This is a genomic window from Allomuricauda sp. M10 (genome assembly GCF_020782875.1).
Taxonomy (GTDB): domain Bacteria; phylum Bacteroidota; class Bacteroidia; order Flavobacteriales; family Flavobacteriaceae; genus Flagellimonas.
This window is the reverse complement of the sequence record NZ_JAJGBN010000002.1, coordinates 128502-143012: the sequence shown is the minus strand read 5'-3', so window position 1 is coordinate 143012 and position 14511 is coordinate 128502. Positions and strand designations below refer to the sequence as shown.

Sequence of the window (14511 nt, the reverse complement as noted above, 5' to 3'; positions counted from 1 at the left end):
TTTATATATCACATGAGAACAAACATCAGAACAATTATCGGAATTGCATTTGCATCAGTATTGGTGCTTACGGTATCGTGCAAAGGAAAAACTGCTGAAAGCAATGAGGCTGCAACGGAAGAGACCATGGACCACGATATGGATCACAAGGACCATGACATGGACAGCATGGACCATAAAGACCACAACATGGATGAAATGGGAACTGCAGACAAACAAGGTAAGGAATATACCTCCAAATATGTGTGCCCAATGCATTGCGAAGGAAGTGGCAGTGACACGGAAGGAAAATGTCCTGTTTGTGGAATGACCTATGTTTTGAACGAGGATTACAAGGAGGTTCAGGCCGAAAATTAAAAGACCGATTTGAACCCATAAAACCATTTTCAATGCGCATCAAGGTCAAAAATATGGTATGTGACAGATGTAAGAGCGTTCTGAAAAATGAATTTCAGAAGGCAGGCATTGTGGTGGAACAAATGGATTTGGGTGAAATACAATTTGCCAATAACATGGCGAACCAAAGAGAGCGTATACGAGAGATTCTGAATCAAAATGGCTTTGAATGGATAGCCAATTTGAATGAAAGCATCATAGCGGACATTAAAAAATATCTGATTGAAGCTATTGAAAAGGATCTTTCCCAGAATCTCTCGACATACCTTTCGGAAAAGATGAACAAGGAGTACTCGGTACTCAGCAAAATGTTCAGTGCAAAAGAAGGATTGACGATTGAGAAATATTTTATCCTTCTAAAAATGGAAAAGGTGAAGGAGGAAATTCAGATGGACAACAAAACTTTTTCGGAAATAGCCTATGACCTGAACTATAAAAGTAGCAGTCATTTGGCAAAGCAGTTCAAAACAATCACGGGAATGTCCATGTCCGAATATCGAAATGTACAGGATTGGAACAGAAAATCGTTGGATCAAATTGTATAAAAGAAACCCAAAATTGTAAAAGGCCTGCGAATGTCGATCCTTTAGTTTTGAAAAAAATAAGAAGATGAAGCATACCTATCACATACATGGAATGAGCTGCAATGGATGTAGAAGCCATGTTGAACAAACCCTTTCCAAAGTAAAGGGTGTTGACACGGTTGAGGTGAATTTGGAAAAGGCCGAAGCTGTGATTGAGATGGAGAAGCATATTCCCCTTGAAACATTTGAGCAGGCATTGGCACAAGATGGCGGCAGGTATAGCATTCACATGCCGGGCCACCATCAAAATGAACCTAAAAAGGAGAAAAAACAACCTACCCAAGGAGGAACGGGTACCTTTTACTGCCCTATGCACTGCGAGGGCGACAAAACTTATGACAAACCCGGCGATTGTCCGGTATGCGGGATGGACCTGGTGGAGGAACAAAATCTTTCAAAGTCGTCAGAGGAAAAATGGACATGTCCCATGCATCCTGAAGTGGTTAAGGATGAGCCTGGATCTTGCCCCATCTGTGGAATGGATCTGGTTCCCATGAAGCCAGAGGCAAGTTCCGAAGAAAAGACCTATCAAAAACTCCTGAAAAAGTTTTGGTTGGCCGTTGGCTTCACATTACCCATCTTTTTGATCGCCATGAGCGATATGGTACCCAATAATCCATTGTATCGGGTTTTATCCCCAACCTATTGGAACTGGGTGCAATTTGCCCTTTCATTGCCCGTAGTTTTTTATGCAACATGGATGTTTTTTGAACGTGCTTACAGAAGTGTAAAAACTTGGAATTTGAACATGTTTACCCTGATCGGGTTGGGAGCAGGGGTGGCATTTGTATTTAGCATTCTAGGGTTGCTGTTCCCTGATGTTTTCCCTGACCAGTTCAAGGATCATTCTGGGGCGGTACATGTGTATTTTGAAGCTACAACGGTGATTCTTACTCTTGTTCTCTTGGGACAATTGTTGGAAGCCAGGGCACATAGTAAAACAAGCAACGCGGTCAAGGAATTGTTGAAACTGGCTCCTAACAAAGCCACTAAATTGGTAGATGGAGAGGAAAAGGAAGTCCACATCGATGCCATTGAATTGGGAAACATCCTAAGGGTAAAACCAGGTGAAAAAATTCCTGTGGATGGAGTCATTATCGAAGGGGAAACCTCCGTGGACGAATCCATGATCACTGGAGAACCCATCCCTGTTGAAAAAACAGTAGATGACAAGGTTAGCAGTGGAACAATCAACGGGAACCAAACCTTTTTGATGAAGGCCGAAAAAGTGGGTAGTGATACTCTGCTTTCCCAAATCATAAACATGGTGAACGATGCGAGCCGAAGCAGGGCACCCATTCAAAATTTAGCGGACAGGGTATCGGCCTATTTTGTGCCTACCGTGGTAATTATTTCCATCATCACTTTTGCCGTCTGGGCCATTTTTGGACCACAACCGCCCTATGTTTTTGCCTTGATCAATGCCATTGCGGTGTTGATCATTGCCTGTCCGTGTGCTTTGGGATTGGCTACGCCAATGTCGGTCATGGTAGGAGTTGGGAAAGGAGCCCAAAATGGGGTATTGATCAAAAATGCCGAGGCTTTGGAGAAAATGGCCAAAGTGGATACCCTAATTGTGGACAAAACGGGAACCATTACCGAAGGAAAACCGACTTTTGATCATTTGGGTACTTTTGGCGATGCCTATACTTCTGAACAACTTTTGCAATACGCGGTCTCGATCAATGTCAATAGCGAACATCCCTTGGCCCAAGCAACCGTGCAATTCGGGAAGGAAAACAATATTCAAATTTTAAAGACTGAAAAATTCAATGCCGTTTCCGGTATGGGGGTTGAAGGAACGGTCAAGGACAAGCAAGTCCATCTCGGCAATTTAAAGTTGATGGAAAAGGCAAAGGTTGTGGTTGAAGATTGCATGAAGGAAGAAGTGAAAAAATCCCAAGAACAGGGAATGACAGTTTCCTTCCTTGCCATTGACAGGGTTTGTCAAGGTTATGTCTCCATTGGAGACAAGATCAAGAAAACCAGTGCCAAAGCAATCAAGGCAATTCAAGAGAAAGGTATTTCAGTAATCATGCTCACTGGGGATAATGCAAACACAGCCAAGGCCGTGGCCCAAGAGTTGAATTTGGATGATTACAAAGCCGAAACGCTTCCCGAAGACAAAATGAAGGAAGTAGAGCGACTTCAATCCGAGGGAAAAGTAGTGGCCATGGCAGGGGATGGTATTAACGACGCGCCGGCATTGGCCAAAAGTGACTTGGGTATTGCCATGGGCACTGGCACCGATGTGGCCATAGAAAGTGCTATGATCACCTTGGTAAAAGGAGATCTACACGGTATCGTGAAAGCTAGAAACCTGAGTGGGGCTGTCATGAAAAACATCAAACAAAACCTATTCTTTGCCTTGGTGTACAATACCATCGGGGTTCCGGTGGCAGCGGGAGTGCTCTATCCTATTTTTGGTATTTTGCTTTCACCCATGATTGCAGCCTTGGCCATGAGTTTCAGCTCTGTTTCCGTAATCACCAACGCCTTAAGGTTAAGAACAAAATCAATCGACTAATACATAATGGTAAAACGCAACACCGCAATCAAGATTCGTAAGGCCCACAGATATTTGGGACTGTTTTTAGGCATCCAATTCATCCTGTGGACCGCAAGTGGACTTTATTTTAGTTGGACGGATATTGATGAGATCCACGGCGACCATTTTAGAAATATGCATCATGAACCGATGGCTTTTGATGGATTGATAGGCCTATCCCAAATTAATGTACCGTCCAAGATCAGTTCGGTGAGTTTAAAGGAAATTGATGGCAAACCATACTATTGGATCAACAATGAGATTTTGGTAGATGCAAGAAGTGGTGAAGTCAAGGAAGGTATCACTAAAGATGAAGCCTTGGCCGTTGCCAAAAAACAAATGGCACATCACCTAAAAGTAAAAGAGGTGAGCTTGTTGACCGAAACCGACAAGCACCATGAATATAGGGAGAAAAGGTTGCCTGCCTATGTTATCACTTATGATTCCCCAGAAAATATCAAGGCTTATGTTTCCGTGGCCGATGGATCTTTTCAAACGGTAAGGCATCGGAACTGGCGTTGGTTCGATTTTCTTTGGATGACCCACACTATGGATTATGAGGGAAGGGACGATTTTAACACAACGGTTTTGCGGGCATTTTCCCTTTTGGGATTAATTACGGTTTTGAGTGGATTTTTGTTGTGGTTCACATCTTCCCCAACTATTAGGAAACGCATACAACGAAAAAAATAATTGGTATGAAAAATAAAAATCTAGTTTACGTAGGGATCGCAGTGGTCATAGGACTGTTCTTGGGATACCTTATTTTTGGAAATGGCTCCGAAACAAAATCGGAACCCGACCACGATCATGAAGCCGAAATGGCCTCGGGACAGATGTGGACCTGCTCCATGCATCCGCAGATCATGCAACCCGAACCAGGTAGCTGCCCCATTTGTGGCATGGATTTGATCCCGGCAGATGCTGCTGGCGAGGGTTTGTCCCAAAATCAAATTAAAATGACGGATAATGCCATTGCCTTGGCAGGGGTGGAAACGGTAGTGATCGGTTCCGGAAATGCTGGCGCGGACCAGCTAAAATTATCCGGAAAAGTTGCGGTAAACCAAGAATCGGACGCGGTGCAATCGGCCTATTTTGATGGAAGGATTGAGCAATTGAACATCAATTTTGAAGGGGAGGAAGTGCGAAAAGGGCAAAAATTGGCCACTATCTATTCACCACAATTGGTAGCAGCGCAACAAGAACTTTTAACTGCTTCTGGATTGAAATCCACTCAACCACAATTGTATACGGCCGTTCGCAACAAACTTAAATTGTGGAAATTGTCCGATAGCCAAGTAGATCAAATAGAAGCCTCGGGTAAAGTAGTGGAAAATTTTCCGGTGTATGCCAATGTTTCGGGTGTAGTGTCCTCCATAATGGTAGAAGAAGGAGATTATGTAAAGACCGGTATGTCTTTGGTAAAAGTGGCCAATCTTAATTCGGTTTGGGCCATTTTTGATGCATATGAGAGCCAGTTGTCACTACTTAAAAAAGGACAGTCCATGGAAGTGACTACCAGTGCCTATCCCAACGAAACCTTTGGTGCGACCATCTCTTTTGTAGACCCCCTTTTGAATAATGCCACGAGAACAGTGGAAGTGAGGGTCGAACTCGATAATAAAAAAGGCCTTTTGAAACCTGGTATGTTTGTACAGGGTAAAATTGATGTTGCAAATCATGGGGCCAAGGAAATGTTGACCGTTCCAGAAAGTGCAGTGCTCTGGACAGGAAAACGTTCCGTAGTCTATGTTAAACCAAATCCAACCGAGCCTATTTTTGAACTTAGGGAGGTAGAATTGGGTAATTTGATGGAGGGTAATTATCAGGTACATTCAGGATTAGATTCAGGCGAAGAAGTAGTGGCAAAAGGAACTTTCACAGTAGACGCCGCCGCTCAGTTACAAGGCAAAAAATCCATGATGAACCCCAAAGGAGAAATGAGCATGACCGGGCATGAAGGTCATGGGGCCACTGGGATGAAAATGGATTTTTCCAAAGCGGCCCAACAAACATTTGATGGGCTTTTGGACAATTACCTGCAATTAAAGGATGCTTTGGTGGCTTCTGACCAACAAAAAGTGAAGCAATTGGCAGAAACAGGGGCAAAGCAAGCAAAGGAATTGGTTTCCAAAGAAATGGATGCCATGGGCCAATCCCATGCATCTAAGGTGGCAGAGGATTTTAAAACAATGACCCAAAAAGCTACGATTGAGGAACAACGCAAAGTTTTTATCTCATTGTCGGAAAACATGATTTTGATCGGTAATCAGATGAAGGGAATTGGCAAAAAACTATATGTGCAACATTGTCCTATGGCGGACAATAATAAGGGAGCCAATTGGTTGAGCCTTGAAAAGAAAATCAAAAATCCCTATTATGGTGATGCTATGCTTACCTGTGGAAGTGTGGTTGCTGAAATGGATTAAATTGCTGAAATACAAGTTATTGCATTTAATTTTCTTGAATTTTTGAAAGGATTTTAGTTAATATTTAGCCAATAAAAATTTTTGGATTCAAAACTGAAATACATTTACTATAGTTTTTAATTTATTTGACTCATGAAACAAGCGAAGTCAACTGGAAAGTCATCTCCTGCAAAAGCTGTAAAACCAGCTGCTAAGAAGACTACCCAAGCTACTGGTAAGAAAAAGTAACTTGGTACTTGGGTCCACTAGTGGATTCCCTACTAAACAAAAAGAAAAACGCCCTGATGAAAATCAGGGCGTCCTATTTTTATATAAATGCGTTGCGCATTACATCATGCCTGGCATACCGCCACCCATTGGAGGTCCAGCTGGGGAATCCTCTTTAATGTCGGTCAAGGCACACTCTGTGGTCAAGATCATACCAGCAACAGAAGCGGCATTTTCCAAAGCGATACGGGTCACTTTTTTGGGATCGATGATACCAGCCTCAAGCATATCTACATACTTGTCTGATTTGGCATCGTAACCGAAGTCCTTTTTGCCTTCCAAAACTTTGGAGATTACAACAGAACCTTCACCACCAGCATTTTCTACGATGGTACGCAATGGAGCCTCAATGGCTTTTGCAACGATCTGTACACCTGTGGTTTCATCCAAAGAGTCGGTAGTCAATTTTTCTAGGACTTTTTTGGCCCTTACCAAAGCAACACCACCACCGGCAACAATACCTTCTTCAACAGCGGCACGGGTAGCGTGCAAGGCATCGTCCACACGGTCTTTCTTCTCCTTCATTTCCACTTCGGAAGCGGCTCCAACATAAAGAACGGCAACACCACCGGCCAATTTAGCCAAACGCTCTTGCAATTTCTCTTTGTCGTAATCAGAAGTTGTAGTCTCGATTTGGGCTTTGATCTGGTTTACCCTTGCCTTAATGTCAGAAGGTTTACCAGAACCGTTCACGATTGTAGTGTTGTCCTTATCGATGGTCACGGTTTCAGCAGTACCCAACATATCCAAAGAAGCATTTTCCAAAGAGAAACCTCTTTCTTCGGAGATAACGGTACCACCGGTCAAGATAGCGATGTCTTCCAACATGGCCTTTCTTCTGTCACCAAAACCTGGAGCTTTAACAGCCGCGATTTTAAGTCCACCTCTCAATTTGTTCACTACCAAAGTGGCCAAAGCCTGACCTTCCACATCTTCGGCAACGATCAACAAAGGTCTTCCTGACTGAGCTACTGGCTCAAGGATCGGAAGAATCTCTTGAAGGTTGGAAATCTTCTTGTCAAAAAGAAGGATATAAGGATGGTCTAGATCGGCAACCATTTTATCGGTATCGGTCACAAAATAAGGAGAAAGGTAACCGCGGTCAAACTGCATACCTTCAACAACATCTACATATGTATCTGTACCTTTGGCTTCTTCCACAGTGATCACACCTTCTTTACCAACTTTGGTGAAAGCGGTGGCGATCAAATCCCCGATGGCTTCATCGTTGTTGGCAGAAATAGAGGCAACTTGCTTGATCTTATCAGAATCGTTGCCTACTTTTTTGGCTTGTTTTTCCAAGTCCACTACCAAAGCCTCAACAGCTTTGTCGATACCGCGTTTCAAATCCATTGGGTTTGCACCTGCGGCAACGTTTTTAAGACCTTCTTTTACGATGGCCTGTGCCAAAACGGTTGCGGTAGTGGTACCGTCACCGGCTTGGTCGTTGGTTTTGGAAGCAACTTCCTTCACCATTTGAGCACCCATGTTCTCAAGGGCGTCTTCCAATTCAATTTCTTTTGCCACGGAAACACCATCCTTGGTTACTTGGGGTGCGCCGAAAGCTTTGCTGATGATGACGTTTCTACCTTTAGGGCCCAAGGTAACTTTAACGGCCTCGGCCAATTTGTCAACGCCTCTTTTCAGGCCATCACGTGCATCTATGTCAAACTTAATATCTTTTGCCATGTCTCTTTAGTTGATTTTTTTGATTAAACAATTGCCAAAATATCACTCTCTCGCATCATCAAATAGTCGGTACCGTCCAATTTAAGTTCGGTCCCGGCATATTTTCCATAAAGCACGGTATCACCTACCTTAACGGTCACCTTTTCATCTTTGGTGCCAGGGCCAACGGCCACTACGGTTCCTTTTTGTGGTTTTTCCTTTGCATTGTCAGGAATGATGATACCTGAGGCAGTCTTGGTCTCGGCCTGTAGCGGCTCAATCAGCACCCTATCTGCCAATGGTTTGATATTTACTTTAGCCATATTATTAATTTTTAGGTATTTGATTTAAAAATTCTCGAATCAATTGGGCAGAAATTGTGCCAATGCGCAAAAACTGACATTCTGTGGAACAAAAATGCCAGCTTGTCATTCAAGCTGGCATTTTGGTATACTTTGTCACTTCGAATTATCCTCCGATAGTATCCGTTGGATTGGTGTTACCGGCAGGTGGAAGTTGTTCTGGCACTTCTTCAGGAACCGTTTCTGGAACCGACTCAATGTCATCGCCCTGCAACAGTTTGGAATCTGCACTGCCATAGTTTCCTTTCAAGGAAACGTTGGAAAGTAAGATCAACACAATCAACAGGGTGGCAAGGGTCCAGGTACTTTTGTCCAAAAAGTCACCAGTCTTCTTTACACCGCCCACAACTTGGGTTCCTCCACCTCCAAATGAAGAGGACAAACCACCACCTTTAGGGTTTTGGACCATGATGACCAACACCAATAAAAGGCACACGATAATGATCAATATCAAAAAAATTGTAAACGTGCTCATTTCTTTATTTTACTCTTTTTCGTTCTGCAGCTTCTTCACCGCCTGAATTTGGTCTGCAAAGAAACCACTTTTTTCTGGATATTTCAAACTCAATATTTTAAAGGCTTGAATTGCCTTTTTATATTTTTTTTGCTCCAAATACACCTTGGCCAACGTCTCGGTCATCAACTCGTTTTTATCGAACTTCGTGGACTCTTTAATGTTGACTTTGGGGTTCATATTTTCGGCAGGTACGATCTTGGGATTGTTTTCGATGAACTTGTCCAAAAGCTCGAATTTCTTCTTCCGCTCCAGTTCTTCCATCCCGTTTTCCTCAACTTCCTGTTCCTCGGTTTTGGAGGTTAGTTGCAGCCATTCCGTGAACGAATGCTTTTCTTTTTTGGTGAAGGGAATGGGTTTGCCCAGATTGAGTTCCTTTTCAGGTTTAGAAGTTTTTTCCTTTTCAATGGGAACTACGGGCTCCTCCTTTGGCCTGGTCTTAAAGAGTTCTGGATTCAGAATCTGTTCGGCATCTTGAAGGTTTTGAGGTAATGCTGGTTCCTCGGATTCCACCAACATACTTTCTGCATGTGGGTTGGGTTCAATTTCTTCGGATATAGCCTTTTGGTCCTCCAATTTAGAGCCTCTTCCCGCAATGGCGTCGGCGATATTGTTCTGAACGAATTCGTTGGAAGTGATATAATCAAAAAGGACATCGCGGTCCGTGGTGTACGCTGCGGTTACCTTTAGGGCATTGTTGTATTTGTAGCTGTCCAGATTTTTCAACCCTTTCAGGTGCAAGGCCCTTGCCGCTTGAAAATAGGGATATTCCTCGATCATATCCTCCAGTTCCCGTGTTTGTTTCGGGGAAAGGATGGTATTGGAGTTCTGAAGAATATGTATAAAATCCGAAACGTTCATAATGTAGTTACCAATTACCTAAGGATGCGTTGAAAATATCCTGTGTCAGTCGTTCAAAAATTTCTTCATGTGCCGCGGACTGAACCGATGTCAGGGATGCGGCGGCATCAAAATCATAGAAGAAGGAGAACCTTCGTTCAAAATCGTTGTCCTGTTTTTTCTTGTTGAAAAATCGAACGTTCACGCTCATGGTGAGTCGGTTCTGCGCGGTCCGTTGATCGGAAGTGGCCGTCATCGGGATGACCTTGTATTCCACAATTTCACCTTCGTAGAGCAAATCTCCATTGTTTCCGGTCAAAGAAAGGCTTGTAAGGTTGTTGATCATATCCTGAAGGGACAAAGTAAAATCCCTGTCCAATCCAGGTACAATCACGGAACCCGGAGTTTGATCGGCGTAATTTTGGAAAAAGTTCACCTGAAAGGTTTTAGCTTCGCCAACATCGGCTCCAGAAAAATTATAGGCCCCGCAACCGGAAAGGAATAAGGTTATTCCCAACACTGCGACCCTAAATCCATTTTGTATGTTCATGTGTTTTGCAATCATTTTAATCGAAGATCAAAGATCATATTGTTTAATTTTTCGGTAAAGGGTTCTTTCCGAAATGCCCAGTTCAGCTGCCGCAGCTTTTCTCTTACCGCGGTTACGCTCCAACGATTTTTTGATCAATTCGATTTCCTTCTCCTGTAAAGATAAGGTTTCTTCCTCTTGGATTTCTTCGGCAAAATGATATCGGTCCTCTTGGGGTTGCAGCACTACACCAGATGAAGTTGTAGCTTCCATCACCGGTTCTGGGAGCCCTAAAACTTCGGTTGCCACATTTTCCTCTAGATCAATGTCCTCTTCCTCATCATGGTTGCCGTAAATTTTTCGGATCAGGTTTTCGTTTTCCTTCTGCACTTTGGAAGTGTCGTTGTCCTTCAATAGTTCCAAGGTCAATTTCTTAAGGTCGTTCAGGTCACTTTTCATATCGAACAAAACCTTGTACAGAATTTCCCGTTCATTGCTGAAATCGCTTTCCTTCTTAGGCTGACCCACCACGGCAGGTAAATTGGAACCGGCGGCATCGGGCAGATAGCTGTTCAAAGTGGCTGCGGAGATGGTGCGGTTTTCTTCCAATACTGAAATTTGTTCGGCAATATTACGCAACTGTCTGATGTTCCCGGGCCAGTGATATTTTAGCAACAAATGCACGGCATCATCTTCCAAACGGATGGTGGGCATCTTGTATTTCTGTCCAAAATCCGAAGCGAACTTTCGGAACAACAAGTGGATGTCCTCCCGTCTTTCCCTTAACGGTGGAATATGGATTTCCACGGTGCTCAACCTATAATAAAGGTCTTCCCTGAATTTTTCCTTTTTGATGGCCTCGAACATATTGATGTTGGTTGCGGCCACAATGCGCACATCGGTCTTTTGTACTTGGGAAGAACCTACTTTCAGGAATTCCCCATTTTCCAATACACGGAGCAAACGTACTTGCGTGGTGAGGGGAAGTTCCCCTACCTCGTCCAAAAAGATGGTCCCGCCATCAGCTACTTCAAAATAACCGCTTCGGGTTTGGGTGGCCCCGGTAAAGGCGCCTTTTTCGTGTCCAAAAAGTTCACTGTCTATGGTCCCTTCGGGAATGGCCCCGCAGTTTACTGCAATATATTTGGCATGTTTACGGTGCGATAGGGAATGAATGATCTTGGGGATGGATTCTTTTCCAACCCCACTTTCCCCTGTCACCAAAACTGAGATGTCCGTTGGTGCCACTTGAATGGCTTTTTCTATGGCCCGGTTGAGTTTTACATCGTTACCGATCAACTCAAACCGTTGTTTTATGGATTGTACACTTTCCATTTTCTATTTTGCCTGCATCGGCAGGTGTCTTTTCTTTCTTGCATTCCGATTTGCACTTCGACTACGCTCAGTGAACAAACCGGGAAACAAAAAGTGGTTAATTATTTTTTGAATACTCCAAGGCCTCACCGATCAAGGTGGCCGAAGTACATTCATTGATCTTTACGTTGACAAAATCGCCCACTTGGTAGTGTTCCTTTGGAAATATCACTACGGTGTTCTGCGAATTTCGACCCATCCAGTGGGCGTCGGATCTTTTGGAAGGTCCTTCGATCAGCACCTCCTCAACCTTGCCCAAGTGTTCTTGGGTTCTGAAGTGGGCATGTTTTTGTTGCAGGTCGATGATTTCAGATAGACGTCTTTTCTTGGTTTCTTCGGGAACATCGTCTTCCATTTTGCGTTCTGCCAAGGTTCCGGGTCTTTCAGAATAGGCGAACATAAAACCGAAATCGTATTTTACATATTCCATAAGGCTCAAGGTGTCCTGATGATCTTCTTCGGTCTCTGTTGGGAATCCGGTGATCATATCTTGACTAATGGCACAATCGGGAATAATTTTTTTGATGTTGTCGATCAGTTCAAAATATTCCTCGCGGGTGTGAAGACGGTTCATTTCCTTCAAAATCCTATTGCTACCACTTTGAACGGGCAAGTGGATGTATTTGCAGATGTTGTCATATTTGGCCATGCTCTCGATCACATCCAAGGTCATGTCCTGCGGGTTGGAGGTGGAGAAACGGATACGCATTTTGGGTTGTGCCTCTGCCACCATTTCCAAAAGTTTGGCAAAGTTCACCGATATGGCCTTTTGCATTTCCGAGGCTTTCTCGAAATCCTTCTTGAGTCCGCCGCCATACCAAAGGTAACTGTCCACATTCTGACCCAAAAGGGTCACTTCCTTAAAACCCCTTTCCCAAAGGTCGTTCACTTCTTCCAAAATGGATTGTGGGTCGCGGCTGCGTTCACGGCCACGGGTGAAAGGCACCACGCAAAAAGTACACATATTGTCGCAACCTCGGGTGATGGATACAAATGCAGTGACACCATTACTGTTCAAACGAACAGGGGCCACATCGCCATAAGTTTCGTCCTTGGAGAGGATCACGTTCACGGCGTTTCGGCCTTCATCAATTTCTTGGATCAGGTTGGGCAGGTCTTTGTAGGCATCGGGACCCACGACCATGTCCACAATTTTTTCTTCTTCCAGGAATTTGCTTTTCAGACGTTCGGCCATACAGCCCAAAACGCCGACTTTCATTCCCGGATTTATTTTTTTTACGGCATTGAATTTTTCCAAACGCTTGCGTACGGTCTGTTCCGCCTTTTCACGAATGGAGCAGGTGTTCACCAATACCAAATCAGCTTCTTCCAACAGTTGGGTGGTGTTAAAACCTTCCTTGGACAAGATGGAGGCCACGATCTCACTATCGGAAAAATTCATCTGGCACCCATAACTTTCAATATAAAGTTTGCGGGTGTTTTTATCATTATGTTGAAGCGCCAAGGGAGTTCCCTGTTGGCTCTCGTCTATCATTTTCTCTACGCTTTCGTCCTTGATCATATTACTTCAATGGGGTGCAAAGATAGTGCTTATTCCATTTTAGTGACAATATGGCAGTATTTTTTAAGATTAAATTGAGGAAACCGTTAATCATCTTGGTTTACGTCCGTTGATGCCTTTATTCATGTAGAGGTCGTAGTAAATTTTCGGCCGTACATGGCGCAACTTTTCATGAAATTTCCATCTATGTGATTAAAACACAAACCGCTATGAAAAAGACCCTTTTCCTTTTAATGTCCCTGAACATACTGTTCTTGGTTTCCTGTTCCAATGATAATTCGGATGATCAATATGCCGAATATATCGTGGCCAGACCGTTGGTCATGACCAAGGCGGAATTTGCCACCAGCGTTACCATCATTGCGCCCAAACCTATTGAAGAATCGGGAAAAGTGTATGCTTACGGCGAATACATCTTTATCAATGATAAATACCGAGGTATCCATGTCATCAACAATAGCAATCCAGAACAACCCGTAAAAGTTGGGTTTATCAACATTCCCGGAAATATCGATATCTCCATCAAAAATGATTACTTGTTTGCGGATAGCATGATGGATCTTGTAGTTCTTGATATATCCGATATCAATAACATTCAGCAGGTCAATCGGTTGGAAGATGTACTGTACAACAACGTATTTTTTCCGATGGAGGCCGATTTGTTCGAGTACGAAGATTATGACTATGATATGGAGATTGTTGTGGGTTGGGAGACCACAACCGAAAGAAGATTAAAATCGGAGGTGGAACAAAGAAACGGTGACTTTGTGCTGATGGATGGTTTGGCCGCCTCAGAATCGTCCGATAGCGGCACAGGACAAGGAGGTTCGTTGGCCCGATTCAAGATTGTGGCGGAATACTTGTACGCTGTGGATAGCCATAACATCAACATTTTTGATATTTCCGATTTGGACAATCCCAAGGATTTGGAGGATGTATTCGCTGGATTCGATATTGAGACCATTTTCAATCAAGGCAATTACCTTTTTTTGGGCAGCATGCGCGGCATGTACATTTATGATATTACCACTCCTGCAACGCCAACGTTCGTATCCGAATTTCAACATGGAACCGCTTGTGATCCCGTGGTGGTGGATGGGGATTATGCTTATGTAACCCTTCGCGGAGGTAACTGGTGTGGTGCAACGGAAAGTGGACTCTTCATTGTGGACATCAGTACCATTGAAAGTCCGGTCCTAGCCGAATCCTATCCTTTGGATGGTCCGTACGGATTAGGCATCAAGGATGAAAAGCTATTTGTTTGTGATGGAGCTTCAGGGTTGAAGGTTTATGATAAAACCGATATCCATGATCTTCAGCAATTAAACCATTTTGAAGACATTGTCACCTTTGATGTGATTCCGTTGGAAAGTCATTTGATCATGGTAGGGGACGGAGTCCTGTATCAATATGAATATTTGGACAACAATATTAAACTGTTGAGCCAGATTGGTTTGGATTGATAGGATTTCTAAAAA

Annotated in this window: 13 protein-coding genes; 6 read left to right on the top strand and 7 right to left on the bottom strand. The window is 43.6% G+C overall.

Features of this window, described 5'->3' with window-relative positions; genetic code table 11:
* The first annotated feature begins 12 nt into the window (after nucleotides 1-12).
* The 5 genes from LKX84_RS05785 (at nucleotide 13) to LKX84_RS05765 (ending at nucleotide 5957) form a co-directional block, all read left to right on the top strand.
* Nucleotides 13-357, top strand: a complete 345-nt coding sequence (locus LKX84_RS05785; RefSeq protein WP_228236188.1) for a heavy metal-binding domain-containing protein — start codon at nucleotides 13-15, stop codon at nucleotides 355-357.
* A gap of 32 nt (nucleotides 358-389) precedes the next feature.
* A complete protein-coding gene (locus LKX84_RS05780; RefSeq protein WP_228236187.1) occupies nucleotides 390-941 on the top strand; it encodes a helix-turn-helix domain-containing protein in 552 nt (183 codons plus the stop codon).
* A 64-nt stretch (nucleotides 942-1005) separates the two neighbouring features.
* Nucleotides 1006-3507 carry a heavy metal translocating P-type ATPase gene (locus LKX84_RS05775; RefSeq protein ID WP_228236186.1) on the top strand — a complete coding sequence of 834 codons (2502 nt, stop codon included), beginning with the start codon at nucleotides 1006-1008 and terminating at the stop codon, nucleotides 3505-3507.
* Nucleotides 3508-3513: 6 nt separating this feature from the next.
* Entirely contained in the window at nucleotides 3514-4221 is a 708-nt protein-coding gene (locus LKX84_RS05770) for a hypothetical protein (protein WP_228236185.1), read from the top strand.
* A gap of 5 nt (nucleotides 4222-4226) precedes the next feature.
* On the top strand, nucleotides 4227-5957 hold the full coding sequence (locus tag LKX84_RS05765) for an efflux RND transporter periplasmic adaptor subunit (RefSeq protein WP_228236184.1): 1731 nt from the start codon (nucleotides 4227-4229) through the stop codon (nucleotides 5955-5957).
* Nucleotides 5958-6284: 327 nt separating this feature from the next.
* Here the strand turns inward: LKX84_RS05765 and groL are convergent, their stop codons facing one another.
* The 7 genes from groL to miaB all read right to left on the bottom strand — a co-directional run bounded on the left by groL (nucleotide 6285) and on the right by miaB (nucleotide 13033).
* Nucleotides 6285-7913: a chaperonin GroEL gene (groL, locus tag LKX84_RS05760; RefSeq protein ID WP_163635672.1), complete on the bottom strand. Its 1629-nt coding sequence runs from the start codon at nucleotides 7911-7913 to the stop codon at nucleotides 6285-6287.
* Nucleotides 7914-7936: 23 nt separating this feature from the next.
* Complete coding sequence (gene groES / locus LKX84_RS05755) at nucleotides 7937-8215, bottom strand: co-chaperone GroES (protein WP_119640084.1); 279 nt, start codon at nucleotides 8213-8215, stop codon at nucleotides 7937-7939.
* Between the two features lie 145 nt (nucleotides 8216-8360).
* Complete coding sequence (gene secG / locus LKX84_RS05750; RefSeq protein WP_119647919.1) at nucleotides 8361-8729, bottom strand: preprotein translocase subunit SecG; 369 nt, start codon at nucleotides 8727-8729, stop codon at nucleotides 8361-8363.
* 9 nt (nucleotides 8730-8738) lie between these two features.
* Nucleotides 8739-9629 carry a hypothetical protein gene (locus tag LKX84_RS05745; RefSeq protein WP_228236183.1) on the bottom strand — a complete coding sequence of 297 codons (891 nt, stop codon included), beginning with the start codon at nucleotides 9627-9629 and terminating at the stop codon, nucleotides 8739-8741.
* Between the two features lie 7 nt (nucleotides 9630-9636).
* Nucleotides 9637-10158 (bottom strand): LptE family protein, encoded by a 522-nt coding sequence (locus LKX84_RS05740; protein ID WP_228236182.1) that lies wholly within the window; start codon nucleotides 10156-10158, stop codon nucleotides 9637-9639.
* A 27-nt stretch (nucleotides 10159-10185) separates the two neighbouring features.
* Nucleotides 10186-11472 carry a sigma-54 interaction domain-containing protein gene (locus tag LKX84_RS05735; RefSeq protein ID WP_228236181.1) on the bottom strand — a complete coding sequence of 429 codons (1287 nt, stop codon included), beginning with the start codon at nucleotides 11470-11472 and terminating at the stop codon, nucleotides 10186-10188.
* Nucleotides 11473-11569: 97 nt separating this feature from the next.
* On the bottom strand, nucleotides 11570-13033 hold the full coding sequence (miaB, locus tag LKX84_RS05730) for a tRNA (N6-isopentenyl adenosine(37)-C2)-methylthiotransferase MiaB (protein WP_228236180.1): 1464 nt from the start codon (nucleotides 13031-13033) through the stop codon (nucleotides 11570-11572).
* Nucleotides 13034-13242: 209 nt separating this feature from the next.
* On the opposite strand from miaB, the gene LKX84_RS05725 reads away from it, so the two are divergent.
* Nucleotides 13243-14496: an LVIVD repeat-containing protein gene (locus LKX84_RS05725; RefSeq protein ID WP_228236179.1), complete on the top strand. Its 1254-nt coding sequence runs from the start codon at nucleotides 13243-13245 to the stop codon at nucleotides 14494-14496.
* Nucleotides 14497-14511: the final 15 nt, after the last annotated feature.

Bases quoted from the DNA above. Each gene is read 5' to 3' on its own strand.
- LKX84_RS05785 (WP_228236188.1), top strand. From the start codon at position 13: ATGAGAACAAACATCAGAACAATTATCGGAATTGCATTTGCATCAGTA.
- LKX84_RS05780 (WP_228236187.1), top strand. From the start codon at position 390: ATGCGCATCAAGGTCAAAAATATGGTATGTGACAGATGTAAGAGCGTT.
- LKX84_RS05775 (WP_228236186.1), top strand. From the start codon at position 1,006: ATGAAGCATACCTATCACATACATGGAATGAGCTGCAATGGATGTAGA.
- LKX84_RS05770 (WP_228236185.1), top strand. From the start codon at position 3,514: ATGGTAAAACGCAACACCGCAATCAAGATTCGTAAGGCCCACAGATAT.
- LKX84_RS05765 (WP_228236184.1), top strand. From the start codon at position 4,227: ATGAAAAATAAAAATCTAGTTTACGTAGGGATCGCAGTGGTCATAGGA.
- groL (WP_163635672.1), bottom strand. From the start codon at position 7,913: ATGGCAAAAGATATTAAGTTTGACATAGATGCACGTGATGGCCTGAAA.
- groES (WP_119640084.1), bottom strand. From the start codon at position 8,215: ATGGCTAAAGTAAATATCAAACCATTGGCAGATAGGGTGCTGATTGAG.
- secG (WP_119647919.1), bottom strand. From the start codon at position 8,729: ATGAGCACGTTTACAATTTTTTTGATATTGATCATTATCGTGTGCCTT.
- LKX84_RS05745 (WP_228236183.1), bottom strand. From the start codon at position 9,629: ATGAACGTTTCGGATTTTATACATATTCTTCAGAACTCCAATACCATC.
- LKX84_RS05740 (WP_228236182.1), bottom strand. From the start codon at position 10,158: ATGAACATACAAAATGGATTTAGGGTCGCAGTGTTGGGAATAACCTTA.
- LKX84_RS05735 (WP_228236181.1), bottom strand. From the start codon at position 11,472: ATGGAAAGTGTACAATCCATAAAACAACGGTTTGAGTTGATCGGTAAC.
- miaB (WP_228236180.1), bottom strand. From the start codon at position 13,033: ATGATCAAGGACGAAAGCGTAGAGAAAATGATAGACGAGAGCCAACAG.
- LKX84_RS05725 (WP_228236179.1), top strand. From the start codon at position 13,243: ATGAAAAAGACCCTTTTCCTTTTAATGTCCCTGAACATACTGTTCTTG.